This window comes from Mesorhizobium sp. M0854 (assembly GCF_040319815.1).
Lineage (GTDB): Bacteria > Pseudomonadota > Alphaproteobacteria > Rhizobiales > Rhizobiaceae > Mesorhizobium.
The window spans coordinates 160,984-187,874 of the sequence record NZ_JAMYOL010000006.1 but is presented as its reverse complement, the minus strand read 5'-3'; the positions used below and the strand labels follow the sequence as shown (position 1 = coordinate 187,874).

Here is a 26,891-nt window from a genome sequence, read left to right as displayed (position 1 = left end):
TCAGTCAAGCCTCGGCATCCAGTAGATCAACAGATAGATCGGGATCCAGGTCGCGACCACGAAATCCCAGTAGAAGACGTTGTCGCCAACGTCCCCGAAACGCCGGCCGCTATAGCCATGGCGCGTGAACATCAGGACCGTCAGCACCAGCGTGTCGCCGACGTCGGTAATCAGGTGCGTTGTGTGAAGGCCGAGCAGGACCCACAGCATCGAGCCGTACGCATTGGTATCCCAATAAATGTTGAGGGCCGGAAATTCGAACCACCGCACGACAAGCGGTGCGATACCGAGCAGCGACATGACGATCAGGCCGATGCGCACGGGCACCATGGCACAGGCTTCGGCGTAGCGGTTCAGTATGTGATTGGGCACCACGCTGGCGAGCAGCAACAGCGTGACGATGGTGCCCGGCCAATGGTTGGGCGGCGGCACGCCCAATGGCCATTTGGGCGATAGATAGGCGAGGTAAAGATAGGTGCCTGCGGCGAGCGCGAAGCCGGTGCCCTCCAGCGCCATGAAGGCGAGAGTGCCCCACCAGGTCGGGCTGCGCGGTCCGATCCCGAAGGTCGGGAGTTTGGAAAGATCGGCGGCAGGACGCTGTTTCATTCCTCATCCTCCGGATCGCCTTTCGGCCAGAACCAACCGATCAAAGTGATGGCGATCGGCCCGGCTCCCCAGACCACCGCCCACGGGCTGAAGATCGAATATAGAAAGGTGGCGCCGACGGCGAGCGCGGCGAACAATGGCCAGATCGACGGCGTCGCCGACTTCTCGCGCACATCTGGATGCGCCTCTGCCACGGTCGAAATGACAAGTTCGCGCGCGTCGACGCGAAGCCCGGTCGCGACAGGCAGCGTGTCACGTTCGGCCCAGAGCGGCTCGGCGTGGGTAACCACCGGGATCCGAGCGAAATTATAGCTCGGCGGTGGAGAGATCGTCGCCCATTCCAGCGTGCCGGCATTCCAGGGATTGTCCCCCGCCGGGGCGCCCCTCGAGGCGCTGTACACCAGGTTTATAGTGAACAGAACGAAGCTTAGGAACAGGATGACCGCGCCGGCTGTGATGAACAGGTTGATGTTGCCCCAGCCGAGTTCCACCGGATAGGTGTAGACCCGCCGCGGCATACCCCACAGGCCGACAATGTGCATCGGAAAGAACGCCGCATTGAAGCCTAGGAAGGCAAGCCAGAAGTGCCAGCGTCCGAGACGTTCGCTCATCATCCGGCCGGTGATCTTGGGGAACCAGAAATAGGTCGCGCCGAGCAGCGGGAACACCGACCCGCCGATCAGCACGTAATGGAAATGCGCGACCACGAAATAGGTGTCGTGCACTTGCAGGTCCAATGGCACCGACGCCAGCATCACCCCGGTCAGGCCGCCCGCGACGAACGTGAAGAAGAAGCCGAACATGAACAGCAGCGGCGTCCTGATTATCGGGCGTCCGTCCCACAATGTCGCCAGCCAGCAGAAGATCTGCAGCCCGTTCGGGATGGCGATCAGCATGCTCGAGGCGGTGAAGAAGCTCGCGCCGAGCTTGGGCAGACCGGTTGCGAACATGTGGTGAACCCACAGGCCGAACGACAGAAAGCCGACTGCGATCAAGGCCAGTACCATGCCCAGATAGCCGAATACCGGACGCCGGGCGAAAGCGGCGATGATCGAGGACACCATGCCGGTAGCCGGCAGGAATATGATGTAGACTTCGGGGTGGCCGAAGAACCAGAACAGGTGCTGGAACAGCAATACGTCGCCGCCCTCGGCGGGATTGAAGATATGGGTGCCGACCAGCCGGTCGAGGATCAGGAACGTCGACGTGATCATGACCGCCGGCATGGCGAACACGATCACGAAGGAGGTGACCAGCATCGCCCAGACATAGAGCGGAATCTTGTCCAGCGACATGCCCGGCGCGCGTTGCTTCAGCACGGTGACGATGGTGGCAACCGCAACCGCCAACGATGACACTTCGGTATAGGTGATCATCTGCGCCCACACGTCGGAACGCTTGCCTGGCCCGAATTCAGGACCGGACAGCGGCACGTAGGAGAACCAGCCGACGTCGGGCGCCATGTCGAGTGCAAACGACACCCAGGCGAAGAGGCCACCGGAGAGATAAATCCAGAAGCTGAATGCATTGAGGCGCGGAAAGGCGATGTTGCGGGTGCCGACCATCAGCGGCACGAGGTAGATGCCGGTCGCCTGGACGATCGGCACCGCAAACAGGAACATCATCGTCACGCCATGCATGGTGAACAGCTGGTTGTAGCGGTCGGGCCCGATCAGCCCGCGCTCCGGCCCCGACAGTTGGATGCGCATGGCAACGGCGCTGAGGCCACCGAGGCACAGGAAGGCGAAAGCGGTGATCAGGTAGCGCCGCGCGACAATCTTGTGGTCGACGCTCGAGAGCGCACCGATGATGCCCGGTGCCGTCTGCCATGTCCGCGCCAGCCAGCGGTCAAGGCTGAAGTCGGCGAGGCCGGTGTCGCGAGGACCGTCGCGCTCGGGGGCCAGGTCTCCTTTGCCGGCCGCTGCACGCTCGCCGGCAAGCCGACGCTCACGGGCCACGTCGGCGCTGCTCATTTCAGGCCCTCGAGATAGGCGACGATCGCATTCAGTTCGTCCCCGTCCAGTCGCACCACCGGCATGTGGGCGCCTGGCTTGATCCCCTGCGGATTGGCTATCCAGGCTGCGAGATTGCCGCGGCTCATTGTCAGCGTGCCGGCAGCGAGCGTTTGCCGGCTTGCGATATGCGTGAGGTTTGGGGCGACCGTGCCGCCGGCGATGGTGCCGCCGATCTTGTGGCACATCACGCATGGCCGTTTGAGGAACAGGTCGTGACCGGTTTTGGCCTCGGCCGACACGGGGGCGGCCGCCGGCCGCAGCTGATCGTTCAGCCAGGCATCGAAGACGGGCCGAGGTTCGGCGATGATGAAGGTGATCATATTGGCATGCTGCGCGCCGCAGAACTCGGCGCATTGCCCGCGATAGACGCCGGGCTTGTCCGCCTTCAGATCGAGAACGTTCTCGTGGCCGGGGATAAGGTCCAGCTTGCCCGAGAGGTTCGGCACCCAGAAGGAATGGATAACGTCGGTCGAGGTCACTACAAGCCGCACCGGCTCGCCCGCCGGAATGTGGATTTCATTGGCGGTCGTCAGGATGCGGTTCGGCTGATCGTTTTCGTAGCGCACCTCCCACCACCATTGATGCCCGGTCACCCGGATCGTCAGCGCCGCATCCGAGCCGATGGCGGCGAGCGTCCGGTTAGCGAAGTAGCTCAGCAGCGTCAGGCCGACCAGGATCAGAGCGGTAGCGGCGAGTGCGGCGACGACAATTCGCATCTTGCTGCGCTCGGCGGCAGCGTCGAGGACAAGCGGATCGCCGACCGGCGCCGGGCGCCGGGCCAATGGCACGATCAGCACGGCCATCACCAGAAGCCAGACCACCGTGCAGAGTGCTGTGAAGAACCAGATCAGCCATGCGAGTTCGCCCGCGGCCGGGCCCTTTGGGTCGAGCGCGGATTGCCAGCCGCTGCACCCTGCAAGGAGCAGGATGCAGGCCGTGCACCCGCCCACCGTCCAGACACCGCGGCTCACGGCGACTTCCCCAGCGTCGTGGCGTCCGGCAGGCGATTCTCGGATGGATGGGGCATCATGTCGTCGTCGCGGCCCGGCGCGGTGGAGGACGGTGCGTTGCCGCTCAGTGCCCGGACGAAGGCAGCAAGCTCCCAGATCTGGTCATCCGGGATCGTGTCGCGGAAGCTCGGCATGCCGTTTGGCCGGCCGTCCCTGATCGTGGCGTGGATGCTTTCGATCGAGCTGCCATAGAGCCACTTCTGGTCCATGAGCGCCGGGCCCATGCCGCCGCCGCCATTGGCATGGCAGCCGGAACAGTTGAACCAGTTGAACAGACGCTTGCCCTCGCTGAGGTGGAAGGCGTTGGCCTCGAACACGCCGGCCTTGCTGTCGGACGAGGTCGGCCGTTGGCCGCCCGGCTCGAGGGCAGTCACGGCTGCCGGTTGATCGCCCGAGCCGAGCGCCGATTGTGGACGCGTGTCGCGTTCCTCACGCTGGCAAGCGGCAACCGCGAGGATTGCGAACACCAGAAAGAGAAGACCTCGCTTCATTTCAAGGCGCTCCGACAGGATCGAGGCGGGGCACCTGGTAGGTCGCCAGGATCGCGTCGATCTCGGCGCGGCGTCTGGTCAGGGCGGCGTTCACCTCGCTGCGCAGCGTATCGTCGCCACGGCGCACTCCCATCGAGATGTCGAAGATCATCGGCAGTTGCGGGCCGTCCACGCGCGGCGAAACCGGCGTGATCCGCAGCGCCACCTTCTGCCTGGATGCAAAGTAGCCGGCCAACGGCCCCCAGACGACGGCCATATCGATGTCGCCATTCGCGACCGCCTCAATGATGCGCGCTGGCGGGTTCGGCGCCGAATAGTCCCCATAGACGGGGAAACCGATGAGATGGCCGACGATGCCACGACGGCCAAGCGCCTGGACGGGGGGCGAGTTGGCGCCATCGTCGCCGATCAGCTGGACGCCGATGTGCAGATCGCGCAGGCGAGGATCGTTGAAGGACGTGATTTCCGGCGCATCCTTGCGTGTCACGAACACATAGGAAGACCGGTAGTAGGGCGCGGTGGTGCGCAGCATCTCAAGATTGGCGGGCGCGCCGGGCACCAGATCGCATAGCCCGGCCTTCAGCGTGTTGCGGACGAAGCCACGGCGCTGTGCCCACCATGTGTAGGAAACAGTCGCGCCAAGCTCCGTCGCGACGAGTTCGGCGATCTTGTTTTCAAAGCCCTGCCTGGCGGCATTGGAGAACGGCATGTTGTTGGGATCAGCGCAGATCCTCAATTCGCGCGCATCGGCAACGGCGGCGACGAGCGAGAGCGCCAGTGCGCCGACCGCGGCGCCAACCCGCCGGGAAGATTTTCTCCGTGCGCGCGCAACTCGGCCGGTCGTCTCAAGGGAGCCGGAACACATACAGTGTACCTCCCGGCGTGGTTACATCCTTCAGATCCTTCATGACGTTGACAAAGCCGAGCGCGGCGGTGGCGTCGCGCGGATCGAGATCGCCGGATACGATCGCGCCGGCCCAGCCGCCGACACCCGAAAGGATCGCAACATATTGGTGCCCGTCCGGGCCGCGATAGGTGATCGGCTGGCCGATGATGCCGGACGACGTTTTGAACTGCCACAGCAGTTCGCCGGTCCTGGCGCTGACCGCCTTGAACCAGCCTTCCATGGTGCCATAGAACACGACGTTGCCGGCGGTGGCGACGGCGCCGCTCCACACCGGAAAGTTCTCCTTCAGGCTCCACGCCGGCTTGGCGGCGGCGACATCCCAGGCGGTGAAAGCACCGCGATTGCCGCCCGGCCCGGGGATCATGCGCACGTTCATGCCGACGTAGGGCGTGCCGGCGATGTAATTCACCTCGACGCCCTCTTCGTCCATGCAGAGATTGTTGTGCGGGATGTAGAGCAGACCGGTCTTGGGCGAGAATGCCGAAGGCTGCCAGTCCTTGAGGCCCGATGCGGTCGGACAGATGTCGCGGATGACCTTGCCGGTGCCGGTCTTCTTGTCCGGATTTACAATCAGCCGGCCGGTCTTGAGGTCGACGCCCGTGCTGGAATTGACGGGCCCGAAGGGGACTGCCGAGAGGACCTCGCCTGTGGTGCGATCCAACAGATAGACGTAGCCGTTGCGTTCCGGTCGGACCAGCACCTTGCGGGGCTTGCCCTGCCAGGTCATGTCGAGCAGCACCTGCTCGTTGATGCCGTCGTAATCGTGCAAATCGTGCGGGGTCCACTGATAGAACCATTTGGCTGCGCCGGTGTCGGGATCGCGGGCAAAGATGCCGGCGGTCCATTTGTTGTCGCCGGGCCGCAGATCCGGATTCCAGGGACCGGGATTTCCGGTGCCATGGAAGATCAGGTTTAGGTCCGGGTCATAGGAGATCCAGCCCCACACATTGCCGCCGCCGATCTTCCAGGCGTCGGGCGGCCACGACGTCACGCCGAGATCCTTGCCCTTGTCCATGTCGTAATGCGGCTTGAAATCGGGGCCGATCAGCACCTCGGCGTCCGGGCCGGTATTGTAGGCCGTCCAGACGACGTGCCCGTCACCGGCGTCGAGCGCCTTGATCCAGCCGCGTACGCCCATTTCGCCGCCGGAATTGCCGACCAGTACCTTCCCCTTCACCACCAGCGGCGCCATGGTGATGGTCTCGCCGATATTGATGTTGCCGATATGAGTGTTCCAGACCGGTTTGCCGGTGGCCGCATCGACGGCGATCGTGTGGCCATCGAGCGTGTTGAAATAGATGTGCCCTTCGAAGAAGGCTGCACCGCGGTTGACCACGTCGCAACAGGCAACGCCCTGCGCCGCAGGCTCGGGATTGGGCTCGAACTTCCACTTCATTGGCGCGCCGGGCTTGGTAAGGTCAAGCGCGTAGAGGATGTTGGGAAACGGTGTCACGATGTACATCGTGTTGCCGACCACCAGGGGCGCAGCCTCCTGACCCTTGTTGACGCCGATCGAGAAGGTGAAGGCCACTTGCAGGTTTTTGACGTTGGCTTCGGTGATCTCCGCAAGTTCGCTGTAACGGGTCGAGGCGTAGTTCTTTGCCGGCATCGCCCATTGGCCGTCGTCGGGCGGAGCAGCTGCGGCAGGCGGATTTATCGCAAAGCTTGACGTTGACTGAGCAACCGCCGCGGTAGTCAGCGCGAAGCCTGCCAGCAGCGTCCATCCCAGCATCGCAGCCAATGGCCTCTTTCCCCTTTTGCCAGGCACCCTATTTTTCGCCGCCACCAGTCGCGCTTGCCTCATTGGCGCAGAGCTCCATTAGCTGCAGCTGCGCCGTGTTTGTTGAACACTCTCCAACGCGTGAGCGGCGCAGAAGTGCCAGATGCAACGAAATAAATGTCGGATTCGGTTGGCCAAAGTCGGCGGCCGGGCGCTCGGCACAGCCGATCCGAATGTTAGCACTCAAGTCGGAAGTAAATCTATTCCCGGTGGTCCGGCTCGGCTGGAACGGAGCGGCACCTATCGCAGTTGTGTCGAATGCAGTCGGCAGTCGAGCAACTGGCTCAATCGGTGAAAGAGCGACGAGCTATCTTGTTCGTTGGAGCCGGGGTGTCGATGAGCGTCGGCTTGCCGTCCTGGCAAAAGCTCATCGAACACATGCAAAAAGAGCTCGGTCTGGACGAGGATACGATCGGTGCGCCGGAGGCCAGCTATCAGGCGCTTGCCGAATACTACCGGCTGAAGCAGGGGAGCCTCGGCCCTTTGCGCAGCTGGATGGATCGCGAATGGAGCGTATCGCGGGAAGAAGTGCAGCGGTCGGCAATCCACAAGCTGATCGTATCGCTCGATTTTCCGATCATCTACACCACCAATTATGATCGCAACCTCGAGGTTGCCTTCGAGATCCATGGCCGGCCCTTTGTAAAAGTGGCCAATGCAAAGGACTTGCCCAAAACAACAGGCGAGGTCACCCAGATCATCAAATTCCACGGCGATTTCGACGACGACAAGTCGCTGGTCCTGGCGGAAACCGACTATTTCGACCGGCTTTCGTTCGATTCGCCGCTCGACGTGAAGTTTCGCGCTGACGCGCTCGGGCGCACCATCCTGTTCATCGGCTACAGCATGTCCGATATGAACATCCGTCTGCTGTTGCACAGGCTTTGGCAGACCTGGCGGCGGTCGGGCTACGAGAAGAGCCGTCCGAAATCCTTCATCTTCATGTCGCAGCCGAGCATCGTCCAGGAGGCTGTTCTCGGCCGCTGGGGCATCGATATGCTGACCGAAGAGGCCGACGATCCTGAGGACGCGCTGCTCGCGTTCCTGAACGAACTCAAGGATAGGGTGGGCCGGCCCGACGGCGCCTGAAAAGCCTGCGCAGCGACGAAGCAGTGGGGAACCGGTTGGCCCAATGTGAGTTGGGGAGGCTAAGTCTCACGGGATCAAGCCTGTATGAGCGGGGGCAAACACAAGCGCAGAGTGCATGCCAAAGAGGGCCTGTCGGCCGAGCAGGCCTATGAGGTCATTTTCTTTGCCCGCAGGTGCGGCCTGACCAGGGACGAGGCGCTCAAGATGATGCGAGATGCCGGTCGGTTGAAGGACGGCGCGAAGGCCTCCTACGAAACCGGGGCGAAGTAGCGGCATGGATCCTGCCTCGTGGGCGGCCTTTCTCGGGACGGTCATTCTGATGCAGATGCCGCCGGGGCCTGACAGTCTGCTGGTGATGGCGCGTGGCATCGGGCAGGGCCGTGACGTTGCCCTGTTCACCGTCCTGGGAATGACCATCGGCGCCGGCATGGTCCAGTTGCCACTCCTTGCCCTCGGCATATCGTCGCTGCTCCAGGCATCGCCCCTTGCCTTTGCCATGCTTCGATGGATGGGCGCAGCCTATCTCGTTTGGCTTGGATCGCGTCTGGTGCTGCTGCCGTCGGCCGGCGTCGCCGTCGAGGAGCCCCGCAGTGTCGGGCCGCTTGTGGCCGCACGCGAAGGAATGATCGCCAATCTGATAAATCCCTGGCCGATAACCTTCATGGTGGCATTCCTTCCACAGTTCGTCGATCCCGCGCGCGGATCGGTCACACTGCAATTGCTGCTGCTCGGTGGCACCCAGAAAATGACCGGTGTGCTGGTGCTGGGCACATATGCACTCGCATCCGGCACGCTCGGGACCTGGGTCATGAAACGCCCGAAGGTAAGGCTCTGGCAGCAGCGCGTGGCAGGCTGCTTCGTCGTCTGTCTCGGTATCCGCATGGCAATCGGTGGCGCGCACCGCTGAGGATCAAGCGATGCACCGGCCACCGCCGATGGAACATCCGCCGACAATTTTCGTTGACATGCTCCACAAGGCGAGAGGTCGAACATGTCGAAGTTCCAAGCCGCTACCCCGGAGCGTTTGCAGCAGCTCAGGCTTGAGGCGACGGCGCATTTTGCGCCACTCATACTGCGCGAGGCGCTGGTACGTCTCTGCCGGGCCTGCGGAAACGATAATCTCGACCGGTTCGAGAAGACGATGGTCGACCAAATCGAGGCATCGCGTGACGAAAAAGCCGATTTTGATGCGATGAAGGAATTTGCCATCGAACAGCTCTACGGCTGGATTCGAGAGGTCAAGTCTTCACCGGACATGAAGCAGCCGCTGGAGAACGTAGATACCAGAAGGACCCCCGGCCGGTCTGAAGAGCCGCAAACGCTGGAAGACCAGTTGCAGGCGGGTCTGGAGGATTCTTTCCCGGCAAGCGACCCACCGGCTGTTGTGTCCACCGCGATTCCCGGCGGATCGAAGAAGCTGGTCGGAACCGACGAGGTCCTCAGGCAGCAGCGCGAGAAAAAGGCCGAGAACGCCAATCATTCGCGATAAACCAAGCTTTGGACGGAACTGCCGGGAAGCAGCGTGCACCCGCTGTCCGACATGAAGGCTGTCAGGCCACGCGCGTCATGCGGCTCGCCTTCGGCAAGAATGTTCGCCTCCCAAGCGGCGTCGACAAATGCTTGCCGCGCTTTGGCGGCCGTAATTTCACCGGTCCGGGCGCGATTCAATACATCAGCGGCCGCCTGCGCCAGCGGAGCATTGCGCGCCGGCCATTTCTCGCTTTTCAGGCAATGTACTGCTTCGAAAACGGAACTGACCAATCGCGATCGCCCAGGCTTGCCGAAATAGATGCAAACAGGGGTATCGAACTCTGTTCTCAGCACCGTATTCCTCCCGGTTCAACCAAGGTGGTCGCTTCAAGCAAGCTGGGCGTCTTCAGGGTCTACACGGCCGTCCGATGGGCGTTTCAGCCAAGCGTCGTGGGCCTTCGCAGCTGTTGTGGGGCGTGCTGGTGTTTCGGCTGCGATATCGTAGGCCAGAATGCCCGCCTTGCGGGCGAATGTATCGAACGCCGCGCGCACCGCCTCGACGTCGACCTCGTCAGCCAGCCCGGCGCGACAGGCGTCGAACGCCGCCTTGTGCGCCGGACCGCGGCTCGGCCATTCGTTTAAGACGTCATAGGCCTGCCAGATATTCTCGACATGGCGAGGGAAACCAAGGCCGACGAGAATTGGAACGGGGCGGCCAAACGATTTTTTTGTCATCTGTGTCTCCGCGAAAGAGCCTGTCGCATCAACGTCCGGGGCGGACACGAGGCTCATGCTCTTTAACGCGGGATTGCTGCACGGGTTGCAGCAGGTTTGTTCGATCGTGCGCAGCCGGTCACTTGTTGGTCCGCATCTTTTGCCGGGGATTGATACCGCCTTGCGGCGTGGTGTCGTTCTCGACATCGCCTTCGAACGTATTGTTGCCCTGATCGAGCCGGTCGCCCTCCTTGATCGTGCCCCTGGAACTGCCGATGCCGGGATCGTTGGCAAGATCGCTATCGGCCGGCGTTTTGCCTTTGGCGTGCTTGTTTCCTGTCATGGACTCCTCCTGTTTCTTGAGGTGGCGGGCCGCCCTTGAGGTCGCAGCCAAGGCTCGCTGCGAGATCGCATTTCGACGCGCCAAATGTCGGCGCGCGAATTTGTCGGACGACCTTGATTTTGAACTCCGCGATCCCGATGGTTGTTCCGTCAAAAATATCGCCGTCGCCGGGATTGCTCAGCCAAGTCCTCTCCGGTGTCTGGAGCCGGGTGCTTTCGCCAACCGGAACGATCTTTCGCCCAATGCATTTAACTGGTCTGCGCTCACGAACTCATTCTGGACGGGAGCTGGACCATTGCCACCTACAGCCTACGCCTTGGCGACTCGCGAAACCGAAGAAGTTTCCATCGTCGACCTCATACCCGCTTTGAGGGCTTTCGCCCGCACCTTCTGCCGCACCCCCGATGATGCCGACGACCTGGTCCAGGAGACGCTGACCAAGGGCTTGGCTAACATTGACAAGTTCGAAGCTGGAACGCGCATGAAGTCATGGCTCTTCACGATCATGCGCAACACCTACTACACGCGTGTCAGGGCCGCGGTGAGGGAAGCGCCCGGCCTGCTCGACTGCGCTTCGCTGCGGCCGATCTCGGAAGCGACGCAGGAATGGTCCGTGCAGGGCAAGGAGGTCCACCAGGCCATCCAGAGCCTTCCTGAGCACCAGCGCGAGGTTCTGATGTTGATAGGCGTTCTGGGCGTCAGCTATGAGGAAACGGCCGAAATATGCGGTTGCGCGGTGGGAACCGTGAAGAGCCGGCTCAACAGGGCACGCGCCGGCGTGCTGGAATACCTTGGCGAAAGTTCCTCGCAAACCCTGATGGAAAGGCGCAGCTATCTGTCCGAAGGACAACTGGACTTCGAAGCCGAGAGGCGCCGCTAATACACGTCACGTTAGTTGCTGGTCTCGCGCAAGCGCCTTTCGACAAGCGCATGCTGCAACTCGATCGCAAGTTTGGTCAGCCGGTCAGGAACCCTTTCCTGCTCGATGGCCGCAAGCAAGGAAGCGATTTCCCGGTCTATCGTCAGATCGGCACGCGTGCTGACGGAATCTTCCCTTGAGCGAGACATCGCGTTCTCTTGGCAAATGTTGGTCCCTTCACCTCACTCTGGTGGCAACAGTGCGAGTTTGCAAGAATTTGCAGGGCGTCCATGCGACCGGCTTCGGTCCTTGCACAGCTTCGTCAGCGGTTGGGTTCTCGCGGTGTTTCAATTGCTCGCCGGCCGCAAGCCACATGCTGCCGCAACGATCAGTCTTCAGGCCGCCGATCCGCTGAATGATCCTGGTACTGCTCGGACTTGACCCGATTGCCGTCGAGCCCACGCTCCTTGGTGTGCTGCTTCTTGTCTCTGTTGGACAGAACGGCGTTCTCTCCGATCTTGTCCTTGGGAAGATCGGTCATCGCGCCAGCGCCAGCGCCTTTGCCGTGACTGCCGCGACCGATGTGCTTCTTGCTGCCGGACGCCATCTTGTTCTCCTTCATACTGTCGAATAGCGGCTTTTCCCGTTCGGCATCCGAACCATCGTTGGGCCGCAATGTTCCGCCGGAAATCGTAAGCAGGAAGGCATCGCCGTCCCAGTGCCGGAACGGCTTTTCGCCGTCGACGAGGACTTGCATGCCATTGGCATTGGCGAAGTTATGGACATCGGCGCGATCCAGCGCCGGCGATCCGCGATATGAATAATTCAAAAGCGCGGCCATGCCCGGCCTCTTCAGCACGCGCGCGATTTCCACGAAATGTCGCTCCGCAAGGCCGGCCAGCACCAGATAGGGAAAGCTGTCGACGGCCAGCACGCGGTCGAAGCTGGCATCGCAAAAATCGGCAAGATCGAAACCGCGCGTAGGGCGGAATTCTACGTTGCCGAGCCCGGCGCATCGCCGGCGGGCGATCGAGATCATCGCTGGGGATATATCGCTGCCGACGAGCCGGTGCGATAGAGCGGAGAGCGCGCTTTCGAAGCGACCGATACCACAGCCGATATCCAGTATGTCGTAGTCGGTACCGGTAAAGCCTCGCCTCTCCAGCCATGCAACGATCTCAGCCGTAGCGGCAGAGAGCTTTTCCTCATTGCCCAGCGATGACAGCTGGACGCTCGCCGCCGGGGAGATCGCCGCCGCCGCGTCAAACCCGGCCGCCAGCCGCTTGACGACCGCATCGTCGGTCTCGTCCTCGCCACGCTCGTGCCGAACGGCACCACCTGTTTTGCGCAGCGTGGCGAAGATCTCGGGCCTGCGCCGAAGCAGGTCGGCAATCCGTTGCAGTTTTGCCGTGTTTCGCGGGTCAGCCGAGTGCGTGTTTTGCGCAATCTTCGCCAATTCTGCAGCATCGATTCCTGTCTCGAAACGGAGAGCCAGCCTGGCGATGACGGCTTCGACGCCGGCACCGTCTGCCATGCAATCCTCCAGCACCCGCCTTGCTGATATCGACCGCCGAGATCCTGGCTGCGTCGCGCTCATCGCCCTTTGCTCCGCGTCCAGATCTTGCGCATCGTCCACCGGTCGACGGCGCCCCAGCTGTACTTGTAGGCCTCTTGTCCGCGCAGAAAATCGAACTCTTCCGCGCCTTCGCAGATCGCCTGCCTTATCGCCTGGCCGATGAGCAGCGCGCCAGGACTTTCCTCGGCATAGGCCGGATCGAAGCCACCGAGGTAAGCGCAAGCGCGGCCACGATGATGGAACCCGTAATAGGCGCCCACGATCGCGTTACCGATCGTGATGAGCCAGCATCGGGCAAGCACCTGTGCGACCAGCTGCGGCAGCGCCTGACGGTGGAATGCTTCAACGCGGGAATCGGACAGAACGCCGTCGCCGTGTCCGGCCCAGCGCGCGCGGTGAAGGCGGATCAGGTGGTCGATGAATGTCTGCGGATCGGACAAAGCGGGTTCGATGGAGACACTGCCGCGTCTCGACGCGGCCCTGTGGGCGCGCCGCAATTGGCGCCTCCGCCGTGCCGGAACGCAGCCTTGAAGCGTCTGGTCGCCGGCGAGGGCGAGCACCGGGCAAGCGGCGTGACCGACGGGTTGGCACGATTCGAGCGCGGCATGCCTGATGGCAAGGCCGGCGCCGCCGGGAGGCAGATCCTGCAAGATCCACTGTGACCAGCCGACGGAAAGAACGGCGCCACCGATGACTGCGCCGACCGGTTCGGCCATCTCGGGAAGACAAAGGACATCCAGATAGTCGCTCAACGAAATGCCGAGCGGAAGCAATCGCGCGCCGGCGTCGTGGCGTTCCAGATAGAGTGGCGCCAGGCCGACCAGATCGTCGCCACGCCAGACGGCGACCGTCGCCAGCTCGCCGGGAGCAAATGTCCGCCACCATGGCAGCAACCATGCGGGAGACTGGAACGGCGTCGCCGAGGGACTGCGCGACCAGAGTTCCCACCAGTGCGGCTCGAGGGCTTCGAGGTCCGCCGGATCGTCGATGATCTGACTGCGGAGCATGTCCTGCTCACCTCGCCGTCGCGAGCTGCCCGCTGTCTGTGCCGAGCCGTGCCAGCGCCCGATAGGCGTCCATGTAGGAGGAAACCATGCGGTCGAGTGAAAAGCGCCGCCGCGCCTCGGCTCGGCAGGTCTCGGGGTCCAGGCTGGGTGCGGCAGCGATGGCTTCGGCCATCTCGTCGACATCCCCGACCAGATACCCGGTCTTGCCGTGCTCGACCACATCCGGCAGTGCGCCATTCGGGAAGGCCACCACGGGGGTGCCGCAGGCGAGCGCCTCCATTGCGACGAGCGAACTGGTCTCCGCGGCAAGGCTCGGGATGACTAGGCAGCGGGCTGTATTCAGCAGGCGCCGCTTGGCGACAAAGCCGAGCGGACCAAGGAAGCGGCGCCGGTCGTCCAGCCGGGGTTCGACCTCGTCGCGAAAATACGCTGTGTGAGTTTCATAGGGGTAGACCTTGCCACCGATGACCAGCGGCACGCTGGCCTTCTTGGCTGCGTCGAGCGCCAGATGGATGCCCTTTTCCGGGCAGACGCGGCTGAGCACGAGCGCAAAGTCGTGTTTGGCCTGCGGCTCGCTCAGCGCGTCGACGTCCACTCCGTTGGGAATCGGCCCAATCAGCCTGGCTCCCGGCGGCGCGGTTCTTTGCTGAGCCGCCGATACCGCATGCAGCCACAGATCCTCCCGCGCCGGATTGAGAGCGTCGGCCGGATACCAGTCGAGCGGCAAATGCAGGGTCACCAATGTCGGCCCGTCGCCCGGCAGATAGGCATCGAAATCGATACCGTGCAAATGGACCACGTCGATTGGCCAGCGAGCGCGTGCGGTAGCAATTGCGGCGCAATGAGCACGCTGCGCCCGGCGCTTCGCCGCTTCATCGAGCACGCCCGGTTCGGCCGGCGTCTCGATGAGGACACCCGCAGCGGTCGAGCCCTGGCAGCCGATCACGATCGAGCGGTGTCCGGCCTGTACGAGCGCCTGGTCGAGCATCGACAGCACCTGCTCGGCACCACCGACCGCATCCGGCCCGACCGGGGCGAGGGGATAGGCGACGTTGAGGATGGTGAGCGTCATGGCTGGAGAGCCGAAGCTCCTCACGCTGCGGAGGCGCGCAGCCTGCCGACCGAAGGGGCAGCGATGCTGCCGGCATATCGGCGCGTCATTGCCGCGCAGAAGTCGGCGAATTCCTCCGGCACCAGCGGCGGACTGCTGTGGTGCGGCATCATTCCGCGGTGTTCCGGCGTGAAGCAGAAAGTAACCGTCACGTCGAAGTCGGCCAAAGCTTCCATCTGCCGGTCGAACCAGTCAAGTGCGTTCGGCCTGAAGCTGTCGGCCCAGGAAAGCCCGGTGCGCAGATTGGTGACGCCGAGGCGTTTCATCCAGGCAACGGCATCGTCCAGCCGGTGATCTTCGAAATGGAACCACTGCACCAGTCCCATTGCCGGCGTGTGGTGCAGGAACTCCTCGAGCGCGGGCTTTGGCGTGCCGTCCTGGCGGAGCAGGCCCATGTAGAAATGGCGGTAGTAAGACGAGCCTTCCGCCTCGCGATGGCGCGTCGTCGCTTCCCACTCGCGCGGCAGGTCGTAGAGGCTGTACCATTGGATGCGCGGTGCGTTGCCGATCAGCAATTCCGCGGTCCGGCGCAGGCCCCAGACCTGTACCTCCTCGGCGCCGAAGGTCGACACGCCGACCTCGCTGACCCATACCGGAAGATCGGTGACAGCCGAAATCTCGCCGATCTTCTGCGGCCATTCGTGGATCTGCCAGAGGTTCCAGTCGAGCGGAAAGCCGTGCACGGCGACTGCGTCGACATGATCGAGCACGCCGAATTCCTTCATCCGTGTCATGAAGCCGGCATCGATCGGCGAGATGCCGCCAAGGACCTTGGTCAAGGCCGGATTCTCCAACGCGATCGCGTCGGCGGCCAGGATTGCCGTAGCGGCGAAGCGACTCCAGTCGGGGTCGAGCTCGGGATCCCAGTGGGATTTGTTGTTGGGCTCGTTCCAGATCATGGCGGCTTCAATCATTTATCTGTCCTTTCGACGGGTAGACGGCGGCGCCGCCGGCAGGCACGTCGCCGGTGCGGCAGAAATAGACCTCCTGCTCCGGTTGCAGCACGATCTCGAAGCCGGCGCTGCGCAGCATGGCTTCGGTGCAGGCGCGATTGGGAATCCACCAGTTGGTCGGGTCGTCGGCATAGCGATGCTCGATGAAATGCAGCTTTGGGAACTCCGGCCGGTCGAACAGGTCGTGGGTCCAGAAATGATAATTCTGCTCGAGCGCCGGCACGTTGGTGCTGCCGCGCTGCATCGACTGGAAGATCATCAGGTCCCGGGCGACGTGCTCCCGGATCAGATCGAGTGCGAGCAAGGGATGGCGCAAATGGTAGAGCACGCCCATGAACAGCACGATGTCGAACCGCTCATGCAGGGCGCCAACGTCGTAGACCGAGAGCTGCCGGAATTCGATGTCGCAGTCTGCTACCTCGGCGGCAAAGCGCGCCTGCGCCAGGTAAGCCTCATCGAAATCGATGCCAAGCACGCGGCCGGCGCCGCGGCGTTTCATCTCGATCGAATAGAAACCCGCATTGCAGCCTATGTCGAGCACCGCCTTGCCGGAAAGATCGGCGGGAATGGCGTCGGCGAATTTGCGCCATTTGATCAGCGGATAGTTGCCAAGGAAATGGTCGGGAGCGGTTTCGATGCCGGCCAGTTCCATATTGTGGAACCATGGGCCGAGCGCATCGATACGGCGGCGGATTTCGGCATCGGAATGCAGCATGGCTAGCCTCTTTCGCCTGCGAGGACAGGGACGTGCTGGTGGCTGGCCAGCGTAATGTCGACTTGATCGTCCCTGGTACCGGCGGCGCTTTCAAGCAGGCGAAGTGCGGTGCGGTAGCCGTTGAAGGTGCCGACGTCGACATAGGCGGTGCCAGCCTTGATGCCACAGGCATCACCTCCGGCGGCGAGATAGGCATTGACCAGCGTGCCGATATATTCGTCGCACCGGTCCCGTTCCCGCCACAGCGCGGCGAGCTGGTGAAGGGTGCGGCCGGGCATCTTGAACGCACCCCAGATCCAGTTCGATTGGGCATTCTGCTGCTTGACCTGGATTTGCTTCACCCGGCCGTCCTGGTCGACAACGACGGCATCGAAGAACTCCGGCTGGTCCACCGGAAACAGCAGGAAGGACAGGCCGTCGTCCGGGAGGGCCAGGAAGCCGTCTTCGGGAAACCAGATCGTATCGGGCAACCCGACCAGAACGGTCTCATCGGCTGTGACGAGCGGTGCGGCACGGAAGATGGCGTCGCAAAGGCCGACCGGAGAGGGCTGCACCACAAACAGCGCAGTCGCGTCGGCATAGCCGGCAGAATAATATTCGAGGATATCCGACTTACCCGAGCCGATGACGAAGCAGATCTTGTCGGCCCCCGCGCGCACCATGCGGCGCACCAGGTATTCGCTGACCGCGCAAGGCCGCTCGGTGTTGCCGTCGATGCGGCTGCCGACCGGCAGAAGCTCCTTCGAAAAGCCGAGCGGCTGGATGCGGCTTCCCCGTCCGGCTGCGGGCACGATGCCCAACATCAAACTGCCTCCTTCAACGGCTCGCCATGCGTGGAGCCGTGCAGTGCATCGGACAGGATGCGGTCGAATTCCTTCGCGCGCCGTGCCGAGGTGTGTTCCTCCAGCACCCGCTCGCGCGCTCGACGGCGGATGGCGTCAAGCTCGGCGTCGGACAGGTCGAGCGCGGCGACCACGTCGTCGGTGCTGTTCGCCACGACGATCTCTTCGCCGGGCCGGAAAAAGGCCTCCAGTCCCGGCCATGTGTCGCTCACCATCGCGGCACCGCAAGCGGCGGCTTCGAACAGCCGGCCGGATGGGCACCAGCCCCTTTCTGCCATCGCCTCGCGGGTCACATTCAGAGTCAGCCGTGATGATGAAAAGAAGGCGGGGTGGTCGGCGGGCGGCAGGTGACGGACGAAGAAAATATTGTCGCTCCACGGGAATTCCTGCGGATATTGTGCGCCGCCAATGATGAAGCGGCGCTCCGGCAGGCGCGCAGCCGGACTGACCAGCAGCCTCTCGACCCCGGCCTGGCGGTCTGCCGCATAGGTCCCGAGATAGGAAAGGTCGCCGGCAAACTCCGGCCTGGGCGGAGCCGGCCGGTGTCGCTCTGGATCGACATGGCCGTAGAGCGGCATGACGTGGCGCGCACCCAGCATCGACCTCAATGCGTCGATCGCGGTTCCTCCCGTGTAGCTCAGCACGAGATCGAAATCGCGAAGCCCTTCCGGCCCGAAATAGGCCGGAGGCTCACCTTGTTCGATCCGCGCCAGCGTCACCGGCGTGTCCAGATCGTAGAACACCTTCAGTCCGCGGCAGGCCTGGTGGGCAAGGCGCGACGCGCTCACGGCATCGGGGCAATAGGAGGTGACGATGACGACATCGGCCTCACTCATCGCCTGCTCGGCAACGCTCTGGATGTCCTGCCAGTCCGGATAAAGGACAATGCTGCCGCCATCCAACTGATCGAGGTCGCGCGTCCCGGCATAATAGGGAGTGTTGCGTTCGAAGAAGGTGATGGACCAGCCCAGCCCGGCCATCGCCCGGATCAATCCGCGCCACAGTGTGGCGTGCCCATTGCCCCACGACGATGTCACGGTAAGACCGAAAATAGCCATGCGCATCCGGCAATTCCTCGTCAGGCAGCTTCGTTGAGTCTGATCAGCTTCGACCCCCAGTCCCCCCAAACAACCGTGGTGATCGAGGCTGGGTCGATATCGAAGCGAAAGCAGTTCCCCAGCGACAGGCCGAGCACCTTGCACACGGCGGCCTTGATGACGTCGGCATGGCTGACCAGTGCGACGCCCTGGTTCTGGTAGGTGCCGCGGACCTGCTCGATCAATGAGACGACGCGTTGCTGCACGTCCAGCATGGTCTCGCCGCTCGGTGTTCTCGCCTGCTGACGCTGGTCGTTCCACACCCGCCAGTCGGCATCCTGGTTCAGCTCCTCGAAGGTCTTCCCCGACCAGGTGCCGAAGTCGATCTCATCGATCTCCTCGCGGATCGCGATTTCACCGGCATTGCAGGCGAGCGCGATCGGATTGGCAGTCTCCTGCGTGCGTTCGCGCGGGCTGCAGAAGATTGCCGCTATCGCCTCACGTGCCATGCGGTCTGCCAGATGCGAGGCCTGTGCCTTGCCGGCTTCGCCGAGGCAAACGCCGGCCATCCTTCCGGCAAGATAACAGCCGACATTGTCGTGCGCGGCGTGGCGCACCAGAAAGAACGTCGTCGTCATTCCGCGGCATCGAGCATCGGCTCGTCCTTGCCGGCGATAAAAGAGAGCGTGCGCTGGCGCGCTTCCGCGTCGGTGAACTGCTCGGGCGGCGATTTCATGAAATAGCTGCAGGGACCGGTCAGCGCGCCCGCGATACCGCGGTCGAGCGCCAGCTTGGCGCAACGCACCGCATCGATGACGACGCCGGCCGAATTGGGCGAATCCCACACTTCCAGCTTGAGCTCGGCATTGAGCGGTACGCCGCCAAAGGTCGTGCCTTCGACCCGGATATAGGCCCACTTGCGATCGGTCAGCCACGGGACATGGTCGCTCGGCCCGACGTGAATGTTGCCGGGCTCCAGGGGAACGTCGATCTGGCTGGTGACGGATTGCGTCTTTGAGATCTTCTTCGATTCCAGCCGCTCGCGCTCCAGCATGTTGAGGAAGTCGGTGTTGCCGCCGAAATTGAGCTGGTAGGTGCGATCGATGCGCACGCCGCGCTCGCGGAACAGGTTGGCGAGCAGCCGGTGGACGATCGTCGCACCGACCTGGCTCTTGATGTCGTCGCCGATCAGCGGCAGGCCGTGCTGCTCGAAGCGCCGGCGCCACTCCGGCCGCGAGGCGATGAAGACGGGTATGCAGTTGACGAAGGCACAGCCCGCCTCGAGCGCGCACTCGGCATAAAAGCGCGTTGCCTCCTCCGAACCGACAGGCAGATATGACACCAGGATTTCGGCGCCGCTTTCGGCGAGGATCTTGCTGATGTTGGCGACGGGTTCGTCGGCCTCCACGATCTCGTCACGCAGATATTTGCCGATGCCATCCAGCGTCGGTCCGCGTTCGACGCGGGCGCCGGTAGGCGCTACATTGGCAAAGCGGAAAGTATTGTTCGGCGCGCTGTAGATCGCGTCGGCCACATCGCGTCCGACCTTGCCCTTGGCGACGTCGAAAGCGCAGACCACCTCGATGTCCTTGACATGGTAGCCGCCAAGATCGGCATGCATCAGCCCGGGTATGGGCTCATTGCTTCTTGCGTCGCGGTAATAGGTGATGCCCTGAACAAGGGAGGAGGCGCAGTTGCCGACGCCGACTATTCCGATCCGAACTTTCTTCGATCCCACGAAACCGCTGCCTATGCTGTTGAAGGTAAGTTCTTCGTGCCAAACCGCCTGCCTCGCTGATTGTTCCTTGCCGGCTGCAAAAATCGTGCAACCGATGGTGGATCAAAGTAGCGCTCGCCGAGTTGTGCAGTGAGGCCAACCGGGACGGGACAATGATCGTCTATGGCGACCACAAGCGAATTGAGAGCGCGCGACATGTTCGCAGCTCGGCCTGCGAAGCGGCCGGGCACATTGCGGACATGCCCAGCGGGATCGAACGCCACGCAGCCCTGGTCGGCCTGTTCATCAAGACCTCGGAATTGGTCCAGGGCCTTGCCGATGCTGAATTCGAGGCCAACGGCATCGACAGGTATTCTCGACAGCGGATCGCGGGCGCAAATCTCCTGGTCGGCTTGGCCCGGGACGTGGGCAGATCGTGGAGGGCCGGATTCGCCGTCGACGGCCCGATCGATGCCGACGTGCCGCGAATGCTGGCCGAACTCGATTGCGACGGCGAAATCCTCATCGGCACGGCCGAGGGCTACGCGCATTACGCGCTCTATCCGGAAAGCTATTTGGTCGCCGCGCGGCAGTCGGGTCTCGATGCGAACACATGCGTAATCGGCATCCGCAGCATCGGCCTGGGGCTTGCAGCGATGGTGGCTGCAGCCATCGGCGCACCGGCACCCGTCAGCGTCCGTCCGACCGGTCATCCGTTTCGCAGGCGGCTTGCCGCCGATCCGGAGTTGATCGGTAGCTGGATGGCGAAGCCGTCGGCCCGCTTTGCCATCGTCGATGAGGGCCCGGGCCTGTCCGGCAGCTCGTTTCACGCCGTCGTCGCATGGCTGCAAGCGCTGGATATCGATGCCGGGCGCATCCATCTGTTCCCCAGCCATTCGGGTGGGCCGGGGGCCGAGGCATCGGCGGACATCCGTGAGGCATGGACGGTTTGCCAACAACACACAGCGGATTTCGAACGGACTTTCCCCGCGGGATCCGCTCTGCCGGCGCTGCGGGATTGGGTGGCCAGGACGATCGGCCGCACAGCGGTCAGCCTGATGGAAATATCCGCCGGAGAGTGGCGTCGCTTGCATTATGGCTCGCAGGATCATTGGCCACCCGTCCACCGCCGCTTCGAGCGGCGAAAGTTTCTTGCTTCTGCGGGCCGGGAAAAATGGTCGGTCAAATTCGTCGGCCTCGGTGAAATCGGAATGCACAAGGCCGAGACTGCCAGGAGGCTGCATGACGCAGGCTTTGGCCCGGAAATTGCCGGGCTGTGCCATGGCTTTCTCGTCGAACGCTGGAGCGACGGTGCAACGCTGGAGCGGGCAAGGCATTCGAAACAAAAAATGGTCGCTCATCTCGCGCGCTATCTGTCCTGGCGCGCAGCCAATCTGCCCGCCTCCGAACCGGGCGCCTCGCTGAAGGCGCTTGCCGACATGGCCGTGCGGAATACAAGCGAGGCTTTGGGCGAAAGCCGCGCGGCGGAGCTGCGGAACTGGTTCTCGAAACAGGCTCCACCAAAGACCATGCCGCGGGTCGAAATCGACGGGCGGCTTCATCCGTGGGAGTTCATCCTTTCGCGCGGCGGAACGCTGATCAAGACGGACGCCCTCGACCATTGCCGATCGCACGATCTGATCGGCTGCCAGGACATCGCCTGGGACATTGCCGGCGCCCGTGTCGAGTACAGCCTCTCCGACGCGGCGACTGCGGCACTGTACAAAGCTGTCGAGGCGACTACGTCTCGTCCCGTCGATGCCAAACTGGTCCACTACTACGAGCCCTGCTATCTCGCCTTCCAGCTTGGCTTGTGGAGCATGGCTGAGCGATCGGGCGATGATCGGGAACAGATCCGGCTGGCGGCCGCGGCAAGACGTTACGCTGCCGCGCTGCTTCGTTTCCTGGAAAGCCAAGGCGACCTGCCGCCGCTCGAGCGGGATCAGTCCAGCCGGCGCAGCATATCCGCTTCCTTTTCGAGGATGGCGGCTACCTCCTCGCGCTGAAGATGCGTCATCATCAGGCTCACACAACATTCCAGATAGGTGATAGAGGCGCGCCGCAGGAAGGCAGCCGTCTCCTTTGCGGCCATTTGTTCGATGTCTTTGGCGGATCGCTTCGGATGCACAATCGTCTCCATGCCGGTACCTTGGCAGAACCAGAAGCTGGACGGGTTGTTCCCGCGACGAGAAAAAGTGACCAAATCCGAAACGACCGCGCGATCATACAGCGTCCAGACGCTCCTCGCCTCAGGCCGGCAGGTTTTGCAGCCGGCCTGATGCAGAACGCACGGTGGCGGCAATTCGACGTCTTCTGTCGATCATCTGCGCCGTCTCAAGCTCGGCAAAATAGCCGATCGTGTGCATCAAACCCTGCCTGAGCGGCACTTTTGGCGACCAGCCGAGAAGCTTTCTTGCGCGGGAAATGTCGGGTTGCCGACGACGAGGATCGTCTTGCGGCAGCGGCAGGAATTTCAGGCCCGATTTGGTTGCGGTCATGCCTCTCACCAGGCCCGCCAGTTGCAGGATGGTGAACTCCCCCGGATTGCCCAGATTAACCGGCTGGCGTGGATTGGGATCGACCTCCATCAACCGGATCAAGCCGTCGACCAGATCGGAAACGTAGCAGAACGACCTGGTCTGCAGCCCGTCGCCGAATATCGTCAGCGGCCGTCTCTCGAGTGCCTGCATGATCAGATTGGAAACGATCCGTCCGTCCGCAGGGTCCATCCTGGGACCATAGGTGTTGAAGATGCGCGCGACTCGGATATCAGCCTTTCCCATTCTCAAATAATCGAAGCATAAGGTTTCGGCGGTGCGCTTGCCTTCGTCATAGCAGGCGCGGGGCCCGATGCAGTTCACGTGGCCGACATAGTCTTCCTTCTGCGGATGCTGTTCGGGATCGCCGTAAATTTCGCTGGTGGACGCCTGCAGGAACCGGGCGCCATTGCGGGCGGCGAGCTCCAGCAGATTGAGCGTTCCGATGACGCAAGTCCGCGTCGTATGGACGGGGTCGGCCTGGTAACGCGGCGGCGAGGCCGCGCACGCCATGTTGAAGATGCGGTCAACCGGTTCGCCAAGCTCCAACGGTCGGCAAATGTCTTGCTTGATCAGCCGAAAATCCGGACGATCGGCGATCGATGCTATGTTCTCCATGCGGCCGGTAAGGAAATTGTCGACGCAGATCACGCGCCAGCCGGCCTGGAACATTGTCTCGCAAAGATGCGAACCGAGGAAACCTGCGCCGCCGGCGACAAGCACGGTCTTGGTCCGTTGCGCCTTTCTTGATAGCTGCATCTCTATCTTCTCCCGTCTGCGGGTCATGCTGCGCTCTCGACGTCCAGATCGAGAACAGAACGTGGCGATTTGGCCTGCGCCAGCAGCGAAACGAATTCGCGAGCTCTTGCGATGCTTGTGTGAGCTGCGAGGATGAGCACGCGCGCCTGCCTGGCCATGGCAAGCCGGGCGCCGTCGGATTCCCCGGACAGGATACCGACTACGTCCTCGGTCCTGCGCGCCGTGTGGATCGTCCGCTCTGGAAACAGGCTGTCCAGTCCGGCCCAGCTATCGCTGATGATCGCCGTACCGCAGGCGGCTGCCTCGAAGAGGCGCACGCTGGGCGACCATCCGGCCGCGATCATGGAACTGCGCGTGACGTTCAACGTGTAGCGTTGGCGGCTGTAAAAGGCGGCGTGATCTGCCGGCGGCAGGTGTTCGATGCGATCCACATTGTCCGGCCAGGCGATTTCGCGCGGATATTGCGAGCCTGCCACGACGAAGCGGCGCTCCGGCATGCGACGCGCCGGTTCGAACAGCAGCGCCTCCAGCGTCGCCTGGCGGTCGGGGCTGTAGGTGCCGAGATAGCCGAGATCCCAGCGGATTGGATCACCGGTTCCGTGATGCCGTTCAGGGTCGACGGAGCAGTAGAGCGGCTCGGCCCGCCTCGCGCCGAATTCCGCCGTCAGACGGGCAAGCGTCGGCCCGCCGGTGAAGGAGAAATAGACGTCGAAATACGGGACCTGCCGCCTGGCAATGTACTCGCAATCATCGGTCGAAAGCTTTGCCAGCGTGATCGGCGTGTCGATGTCGTAGAAGCAGAACTGACCCGTGCACAGCGATGCCACGACGTCGATGATTTCAGGGCCTTCGGGAACGAAGGAGCCGACGACCACGATATCGGCATCGCGCAGGCAGCGCGCAAAATTGCGGCGAAGATCATCGATCGTTTCATAGTAGCGCAAGGCGCAGAAATCGGGATCGCGCAGATCCCGGTGACTTGCGTACCACGGCACGTCGCGTTCGAGAAAAGTGACGCGGTGGCCGAGTTCGTGGAGACCTTTAAGCAGCCCCCGAAAGGTGGTGGCGTGGCCGTTTCCCCAGGATGAGGAGAGCGACAGGCCAAGAAAGACGATGTCGAGCGGCTTTGTCATTCGGCCGCCTCCACGGTCGGACGCTCGAAATGGCGCCTGAAGATGGCGTCGGCCAAAACGGCACGTGTCGTATAGGTATGGTCGCCAAGCACGCGCCGAAGCGCCGATGTCCCGATCGCCTTGGCCCGTCCGGCACTAAGGCTTTGCATGATCTCGGCGACGTCCTCGCCATCGCGCGCGACCAGGATTTCCTCTCCGGGTTTCAGGAACAGGTCGACGCCGAGCCAGGCGTCGGTGATGAGGCATGCGCCGGCGCCCGCCGCCTCGAAAACGCGCGTCGCAGGTGAAAAGCCATTAGCCGCCATGCTGTCGCGGCTGATGTTCAGCACCGCCTTGGCCGTGACGTTCAATGCATTGTGGTCACGCGTGCCGACATGGCCGAGCCATCGGACATTGGCGGGCATCTGCTTGTCGCCCCAGCCCGATCCGCCGAGCAGGAAGTGCTGATCGGCGGAGCGGCCGGCCGGGTCGAGGAAGAAGGCCTCGACGCGCGCCTCGCGGTCCGGCAGCCGGTTGCCGAGAAAGGCGAGATCGCAGGCAAAGCGCATATCCTTGCCGACCGGATGATGCGTTTCCGGATCGAGCGCATTGTAGATCGGCACGCATTCGGCCGCCCCCATTGCCCGATAGGCCCAGACCACCGGGTCGCCGCCGCCATAGGTCAGCACGAGGTCGATTTCCTGCAGCGCGCGATGCAGCGGATGGTCGGGCTCGTCGCGCAACTGGCCAAGCGTCGCCGGCGCATCGACATCCCAGAATACGGTGAGCGCATCGGCACGGGCGTGATCGAGCACCGCCCGCAACAGCGCGTCGTCGGCGAATCCGACGCCGCTTGCCTTGACGACGATATCTGCCTCCGCCGCTCGCGCCGCCACCTGCATCATGGCATGCGGAGTGGCCTCGTAGACGACGACGGCACACCAGTCCGGCGCCTCGATATCGCGGTTCTTCTGGCGATCGTAGACGTCCGGCTCGTAGAAGGTGATGTCGTAGCCGAGCCTTGCCAAGGCCTTGAGCAGTCCGCGGTAATAGGTGGCCGCGCCGTTCCAATAGGACGACAGCAGGCTCGACCCGTAAAATGCGATCTTCATTCGGCGGCCTCCTTTGCAAGGATCGTGTCGGCGGCTTGGCGGTGCCCGCATTCGGCGAGCACGCCGAACAGCTCATCCGCCCGGTGCCGGCATGTGTGCCGCAAGCCGATGGTCTCGAGGCCCGACGTCGCCAGAGAGGCGGCGAGATCCGCGTCGTGCAGCACGGCGCGAAGATGACGCCGCATCTCGGAACCGTTGTTTGCAAACAGAAAATCTACGCCGGGCCTGAACAGGCGTTCGACATCGGACCACGGCGCCGAAACCAGCGGGATGCCGCAGGCGAGCGCCTCGAACATGCGGATGGTCGGGATGCCGGGCAGGCTTTCGCGGTATGGACGCCGCGGGATGTGAACCGTGATGCGGTTCGCCGCGAACGCCTTCGGCACGTCGGCATTGGCGATCCAGCCTTCGCAGCGCAGGCCGGCGGCCGCAAGGTCGGCGAGCGCCTCCCGCGGATAGCGAACGCCGTGGACGGTTCCGCTCAGGCCGAGTTCACGCACCGGGCCGACCAGGAACTCCCTGATTTCGGCACTGCGCTCGTCGTCGCCCCAATTGCCGATCCAGATAAGGTCGGAACTACGCTCGATTTCAGGATGCGGCTGGAACAGGTGGTCATCGGCTGCTTCATGCCAGGTGAAGACCCGCTTGCCCCATCCGGCGCGAAGATAGCTTTCCCGCAGCGCCTCGCCGAAGGCGAGCACGCCGTCGTAATGTTCAAGCCGCAAGGCGGAAATCGCTTGCGTAGCCGAGATAGCGCGATGGTGCGTGTCGTGGAACAGCAGCGTGAAACGCCCGCCAGTTGCTTTCGCCCTGCCCAGCCGCGCAACAAGGTCCGGCTCGGTCCACTCATGCACGATCACCACATCGGCGTCGGAGATCCAGGCTTCGTGGTCGAAAGCGGCATCGTAGGTCACCGGCATCAACTCGGGAAAGTCCTTCCGGAATCGCTCGATTGCGAAGGACCCTTTCTCGGCCAGCAGGTTCGACCGGCTCCAGCCGTCGGCGGGCTCCAGCGCGATAGCCTGGTGCCCGCGCGCGACCAGCTCACGCATGATGCCGCGCAGGAAATGTGCGTTGCCGTGGTTCCAGTCGGAAACGATCGAATGGGTGTAGAATAAAAATCGCATAA

At 63.0% G+C, this 26,891-nt stretch carries 30 protein-coding genes and 1 pseudogene; 7 read left to right on the top strand and 24 right to left on the bottom strand.

The genetic code is table 11. From position 1 onward, the window contains the following. From NKH99_RS13080 to NKH99_RS13055, 6 genes are read right to left on the bottom strand one after another with little or no spacing between them, the layout of a single operon-like run. Positions 1–606: a cytochrome c oxidase subunit 3 gene (locus tag NKH99_RS13080; RefSeq protein ID WP_352457412.1), complete on the bottom strand. Its 606-nt coding sequence runs from the start codon at positions 604–606 to the stop codon at positions 1–3. Continuing rightward, positions 603–2,579 (bottom strand): cytochrome c oxidase subunit I, encoded by a 1,977-nt coding sequence (gene ctaD / locus NKH99_RS13075; RefSeq protein WP_352768266.1) that lies wholly within the window; start codon positions 2,577–2,579, stop codon positions 603–605. Before ctaD ends, NKH99_RS13080 begins: the two co-directional genes overlap by 4 nt. Further along, positions 2,576–3,592 carry a cytochrome c oxidase subunit II gene (coxB, locus tag NKH99_RS13070; RefSeq protein WP_352768269.1) on the bottom strand — a complete coding sequence of 339 codons (1,017 nt, stop codon included), beginning with the start codon at positions 3,590–3,592 and terminating at the stop codon, positions 2,576–2,578. Before coxB ends, ctaD begins: the two co-directional genes overlap by 4 nt. After that, the gene (locus tag NKH99_RS13065; protein WP_352768271.1) at positions 3,589–4,122 is read right to left on the bottom strand and encodes a c-type cytochrome; all 534 of its coding nucleotides are present in this window, start codon (positions 4,120–4,122) and stop codon (positions 3,589–3,591) included. The genes coxB and NKH99_RS13065 overlap by 4 nt, the downstream gene beginning before the upstream one ends. Position 4,123: 1 nt before the next feature. After that, a complete protein-coding gene (locus NKH99_RS13060) occupies positions 4,124–4,987 on the bottom strand; it encodes a substrate-binding domain-containing protein (protein ID WP_352451521.1) in 864 nt (287 codons plus the stop codon). Continuing rightward, positions 4,968–6,761, bottom strand: coding sequence for a methanol/ethanol family PQQ-dependent dehydrogenase (locus NKH99_RS13055; RefSeq protein ID WP_353014384.1), 1,794 nt, complete (start codon positions 6,759–6,761; stop codon positions 4,968–4,970). The genes NKH99_RS13060 and NKH99_RS13055 overlap by 20 nt, the downstream gene beginning before the upstream one ends. Positions 6,762–7,067: 306 nt before the next feature. On the opposite strand from NKH99_RS13055, the gene NKH99_RS13050 reads away from it, so the two are divergent. The 4 genes from NKH99_RS13050 (at position 7,068) to NKH99_RS13035 (ending at position 9,387) form a co-directional block, all read left to right on the top strand. After that, a complete protein-coding gene (locus tag NKH99_RS13050; protein ID WP_502900039.1) occupies positions 7,068–7,898 on the top strand; it encodes an SIR2 family NAD-dependent protein deacylase in 831 nt (276 codons plus the stop codon). Between the two features lie 84 nt (positions 7,899–7,982). Next, positions 7,983–8,168, top strand: coding sequence for a hypothetical protein (locus NKH99_RS13045; RefSeq protein WP_352971112.1), 186 nt, complete (start codon positions 7,983–7,985; stop codon positions 8,166–8,168). Positions 8,169–8,172: 4 nt separating this feature from the next. Next, on the top strand, positions 8,173–8,805 hold the full coding sequence (locus NKH99_RS13040; protein WP_353014356.1) for a LysE family translocator: 633 nt from the start codon (positions 8,173–8,175) through the stop codon (positions 8,803–8,805). 84 nt (positions 8,806–8,889) lie between these two features. Continuing rightward, positions 8,890–9,387, top strand: a complete 498-nt coding sequence (locus NKH99_RS13035) for a hypothetical protein (protein WP_352768279.1) — start codon at positions 8,890–8,892, stop codon at positions 9,385–9,387. Here NKH99_RS13035 and NKH99_RS13030 read toward each other — a convergent pair. From NKH99_RS13030 to NKH99_RS13020, 3 genes are all read right to left on the bottom strand, one after another. Continuing rightward, complete coding sequence (locus NKH99_RS13030; protein WP_352818916.1) at positions 9,375–9,722, bottom strand: DUF982 domain-containing protein; 348 nt, start codon at positions 9,720–9,722, stop codon at positions 9,375–9,377. The two genes, NKH99_RS13035 and NKH99_RS13030, sit on opposite strands and share 13 nt — an antisense overlap. Before the next feature lie 33 nt (positions 9,723–9,755). Continuing rightward, positions 9,756–10,160 (bottom strand): DUF982 domain-containing protein, encoded by a 405-nt coding sequence (locus NKH99_RS13025; RefSeq protein ID WP_353014355.1) that lies wholly within the window; start codon positions 10,158–10,160, stop codon positions 9,756–9,758. Between the two features lie 61 nt (positions 10,161–10,221). Then, complete coding sequence (locus NKH99_RS13020; protein WP_292657608.1) at positions 10,222–10,425, bottom strand: hypothetical protein; 204 nt, start codon at positions 10,423–10,425, stop codon at positions 10,222–10,224. A 316-nt stretch (positions 10,426–10,741) separates the two neighbouring features. On the opposite strand from NKH99_RS13020, the gene NKH99_RS13015 reads away from it, so the two are divergent. Next, positions 10,742–11,305: a sigma-70 family RNA polymerase sigma factor gene (locus tag NKH99_RS13015; RefSeq protein WP_352488584.1), complete on the top strand. Its 564-nt coding sequence runs from the start codon at positions 10,742–10,744 to the stop codon at positions 11,303–11,305. Between the two features lie 50 nt (positions 11,306–11,355). Then, a complete protein-coding gene (locus tag NKH99_RS13010) occupies positions 11,356–11,484 on the top strand; it encodes a hypothetical protein (RefSeq protein WP_352451525.1) in 129 nt (42 codons plus the stop codon). A gap of 188 nt (positions 11,485–11,672) precedes the next feature. On the opposite strand, the gene NKH99_RS13005 is transcribed toward NKH99_RS13010, so the two are convergent. From NKH99_RS13005 to NKH99_RS12960, 10 genes and pseudogenes are all read right to left on the bottom strand, one after another. Then, the gene (locus NKH99_RS13005; protein WP_023676213.1) at positions 11,673–11,891 is read right to left on the bottom strand and encodes a hypothetical protein; all 219 of its coding nucleotides are present in this window, start codon (positions 11,889–11,891) and stop codon (positions 11,673–11,675) included. Positions 11,892–12,116: 225 nt separating this feature from the next. Beyond that, positions 12,117–12,818, bottom strand: a pseudogene (locus tag NKH99_RS13000) (class I SAM-dependent methyltransferase); the annotation flags it as partial. A gap of 59 nt (positions 12,819–12,877) precedes the next feature. After that, complete coding sequence (locus tag NKH99_RS12995) at positions 12,878–13,867, bottom strand: GNAT family N-acetyltransferase (protein WP_352971105.1); 990 nt, start codon at positions 13,865–13,867, stop codon at positions 12,878–12,880. 7 nt (positions 13,868–13,874) lie between these two features. After that, the gene (locus NKH99_RS12990; RefSeq protein WP_353014354.1) at positions 13,875–14,939 is read right to left on the bottom strand and encodes a glycosyltransferase family 4 protein; all 1,065 of its coding nucleotides are present in this window, start codon (positions 14,937–14,939) and stop codon (positions 13,875–13,877) included. A 20-nt stretch (positions 14,940–14,959) separates the two neighbouring features. Then, complete coding sequence (locus tag NKH99_RS12985; RefSeq protein ID WP_352768292.1) at positions 14,960–15,892, bottom strand: glycoside hydrolase 5 family protein; 933 nt, start codon at positions 15,890–15,892, stop codon at positions 14,960–14,962. Further along, on the bottom strand, positions 15,885–16,646 hold the full coding sequence (locus NKH99_RS12980) for a TIGR04290 family methyltransferase (RefSeq protein WP_352768295.1): 762 nt from the start codon (positions 16,644–16,646) through the stop codon (positions 15,885–15,887). Before NKH99_RS12980 ends, NKH99_RS12985 begins: the two co-directional genes overlap by 8 nt. A gap of 2 nt (positions 16,647–16,648) precedes the next feature. Further along, on the bottom strand, positions 16,649–17,449 hold the full coding sequence (locus NKH99_RS12975) for a nucleotidyltransferase family protein (protein WP_353014353.1): 801 nt from the start codon (positions 17,447–17,449) through the stop codon (positions 16,649–16,651). Beyond that, on the bottom strand, positions 17,449–18,552 hold the full coding sequence (locus NKH99_RS12970) for a CgeB family protein (protein WP_352472875.1): 1,104 nt from the start codon (positions 18,550–18,552) through the stop codon (positions 17,449–17,451). The genes NKH99_RS12975 and NKH99_RS12970 overlap by 1 nt, the downstream gene beginning before the upstream one ends. A gap of 14 nt (positions 18,553–18,566) precedes the next feature. After that, positions 18,567–19,163 carry a histidine phosphatase family protein gene (locus tag NKH99_RS12965; RefSeq protein WP_352472876.1) on the bottom strand — a complete coding sequence of 199 codons (597 nt, stop codon included), beginning with the start codon at positions 19,161–19,163 and terminating at the stop codon, positions 18,567–18,569. Beyond that, complete coding sequence (locus NKH99_RS12960; protein ID WP_352488477.1) at positions 19,160–20,263, bottom strand: inositol-3-phosphate synthase; 1,104 nt, start codon at positions 20,261–20,263, stop codon at positions 19,160–19,162. The genes NKH99_RS12965 and NKH99_RS12960 overlap by 4 nt, the downstream gene beginning before the upstream one ends. Positions 20,264–20,502: 239 nt before the next feature. Between NKH99_RS12960 and NKH99_RS12955 the strand changes: the two genes are divergently transcribed. After that, complete coding sequence (locus NKH99_RS12955; protein WP_353014351.1) at positions 20,503–22,248, top strand: hypothetical protein; 1,746 nt, start codon at positions 20,503–20,505, stop codon at positions 22,246–22,248. On the opposite strand, the gene NKH99_RS12950 is transcribed toward NKH99_RS12955, so the two are convergent. The 5 genes from NKH99_RS12950 to NKH99_RS12930 form a co-directional block, all read right to left on the bottom strand. Continuing rightward, positions 22,185–22,382, bottom strand: coding sequence for a hypothetical protein (locus tag NKH99_RS12950; RefSeq protein ID WP_023676132.1), 198 nt, complete (start codon positions 22,380–22,382; stop codon positions 22,185–22,187). The two genes, NKH99_RS12955 and NKH99_RS12950, sit on opposite strands and share 64 nt — an antisense overlap. Before the next feature lie 109 nt (positions 22,383–22,491). Beyond that, positions 22,492–23,538, bottom strand: coding sequence for a UDP-glucuronic acid decarboxylase family protein (locus NKH99_RS12945; RefSeq protein WP_353014349.1), 1,047 nt, complete (start codon positions 23,536–23,538; stop codon positions 22,492–22,494). 23 nt (positions 23,539–23,561) lie between these two features. Beyond that, a complete protein-coding gene (locus NKH99_RS12940; RefSeq protein WP_353014347.1) occupies positions 23,562–24,671 on the bottom strand; it encodes a CgeB family protein in 1,110 nt (369 codons plus the stop codon). Beyond that, positions 24,668–25,762 carry a CgeB family protein gene (locus NKH99_RS12935; protein WP_353014345.1) on the bottom strand — a complete coding sequence of 365 codons (1,095 nt, stop codon included), beginning with the start codon at positions 25,760–25,762 and terminating at the stop codon, positions 24,668–24,670. The genes NKH99_RS12940 and NKH99_RS12935 overlap by 4 nt, the downstream gene beginning before the upstream one ends. Further along, positions 25,759–26,889: a CgeB family protein gene (locus NKH99_RS12930; protein ID WP_353014343.1), complete on the bottom strand. Its 1,131-nt coding sequence runs from the start codon at positions 26,887–26,889 to the stop codon at positions 25,759–25,761. Before NKH99_RS12930 ends, NKH99_RS12935 begins: the two co-directional genes overlap by 4 nt. Positions 26,890–26,891: the final 2 nt, after the last annotated feature.

Excerpts from the sequence above, each read along its gene's own strand:
- NKH99_RS13020 (WP_292657608.1), bottom strand. The coding sequence starts at position 10,425 with ATGACAGGAAACAAGCACGCCAAAGGCAAAACGCCGGCCGATAGCGAT.
- NKH99_RS13080 (WP_352457412.1), bottom strand. The coding sequence starts at position 606 with ATGAAACAGCGTCCTGCCGCCGATCTTTCCAAACTCCCGACCTTCGGG.
- NKH99_RS13010 (WP_352451525.1), top strand. The coding sequence starts at position 11,356 with ATGCTGCAACTCGATCGCAAGTTTGGTCAGCCGGTCAGGAACCCTTTC.
- NKH99_RS13025 (WP_353014355.1), bottom strand. The coding sequence starts at position 10,160 with ATGAGCCTCGTGTCCGCCCCGGACGTTGATGCGACAGGCTCTTTCGCG.
- NKH99_RS12975 (WP_353014353.1), bottom strand. The coding sequence starts at position 17,449 with ATGTTGGGCATCGTGCCCGCAGCCGGACGGGGAAGCCGCATCCAGCCG.
- NKH99_RS12935 (WP_353014345.1), bottom strand. The coding sequence starts at position 25,762 with ATGAAGATCGCATTTTACGGGTCGAGCCTGCTGTCGTCCTATTGGAAC.
- NKH99_RS13035 (WP_352768279.1), top strand. The coding sequence starts at position 8,890 with ATGTCGAAGTTCCAAGCCGCTACCCCGGAGCGTTTGCAGCAGCTCAGG.
- NKH99_RS12950 (WP_023676132.1), bottom strand. The coding sequence starts at position 22,382 with ATGGAGACGATTGTGCATCCGAAGCGATCCGCCAAAGACATCGAACAA.
- ctaD (WP_352768266.1), bottom strand. The coding sequence starts at position 2,579 with ATGAGCAGCGCCGACGTGGCCCGTGAGCGTCGGCTTGCCGGCGAGCGT.
- NKH99_RS12955 (WP_353014351.1), top strand. The coding sequence starts at position 20,503 with ATGCCCAGCGGGATCGAACGCCACGCAGCCCTGGTCGGCCTGTTCATC.
- NKH99_RS12970 (WP_352472875.1), bottom strand. The coding sequence starts at position 18,552 with ATGCGCATGGCTATTTTCGGTCTTACCGTGACATCGTCGTGGGGCAAT.
- NKH99_RS12940 (WP_353014347.1), bottom strand. The coding sequence starts at position 24,671 with ATGACAAAGCCGCTCGACATCGTCTTTCTTGGCCTGTCGCTCTCCTCA.
- NKH99_RS12965 (WP_352472876.1), bottom strand. The coding sequence starts at position 19,163 with ATGACGACGACGTTCTTTCTGGTGCGCCACGCCGCGCACGACAATGTC.
- NKH99_RS13060 (WP_352451521.1), bottom strand. The coding sequence starts at position 4,987 with ATGTGTTCCGGCTCCCTTGAGACGACCGGCCGAGTTGCGCGCGCACGG.
- NKH99_RS12995 (WP_352971105.1), bottom strand. The coding sequence starts at position 13,867 with ATGCTCCGCAGTCAGATCATCGACGATCCGGCGGACCTCGAAGCCCTC.
- NKH99_RS12985 (WP_352768292.1), bottom strand. The coding sequence starts at position 15,892 with ATGATTGAAGCCGCCATGATCTGGAACGAGCCCAACAACAAATCCCAC.
- NKH99_RS13055 (WP_353014384.1), bottom strand. The coding sequence starts at position 6,761 with ATGCTGGGATGGACGCTGCTGGCAGGCTTCGCGCTGACTACCGCGGCG.
- NKH99_RS13045 (WP_352971112.1), top strand. The coding sequence starts at position 7,983 with ATGAGCGGGGGCAAACACAAGCGCAGAGTGCATGCCAAAGAGGGCCTG.
- NKH99_RS12980 (WP_352768295.1), bottom strand. The coding sequence starts at position 16,646 with ATGCTGCATTCCGATGCCGAAATCCGCCGCCGTATCGATGCGCTCGGC.
- NKH99_RS13040 (WP_353014356.1), top strand. The coding sequence starts at position 8,173 with ATGGATCCTGCCTCGTGGGCGGCCTTTCTCGGGACGGTCATTCTGATG.
- NKH99_RS12990 (WP_353014354.1), bottom strand. The coding sequence starts at position 14,939 with ATGACGCTCACCATCCTCAACGTCGCCTATCCCCTCGCCCCGGTCGGG.
- NKH99_RS13050 (WP_502900039.1), top strand. The coding sequence starts at position 7,068 with ATGCAGTCGGCAGTCGAGCAACTGGCTCAATCGGTGAAAGAGCGACGA.
- NKH99_RS12945 (WP_353014349.1), bottom strand. The coding sequence starts at position 23,538 with ATGCAGCTATCAAGAAAGGCGCAACGGACCAAGACCGTGCTTGTCGCC.
- NKH99_RS13005 (WP_023676213.1), bottom strand. The coding sequence starts at position 11,891 with ATGGCGTCCGGCAGCAAGAAGCACATCGGTCGCGGCAGTCACGGCAAA.
- NKH99_RS12930 (WP_353014343.1), bottom strand. The coding sequence starts at position 26,889 with ATGCGATTTTTATTCTACACCCATTCGATCGTTTCCGACTGGAACCAC.
- NKH99_RS13065 (WP_352768271.1), bottom strand. The coding sequence starts at position 4,122 with ATGAAGCGAGGTCTTCTCTTTCTGGTGTTCGCAATCCTCGCGGTTGCC.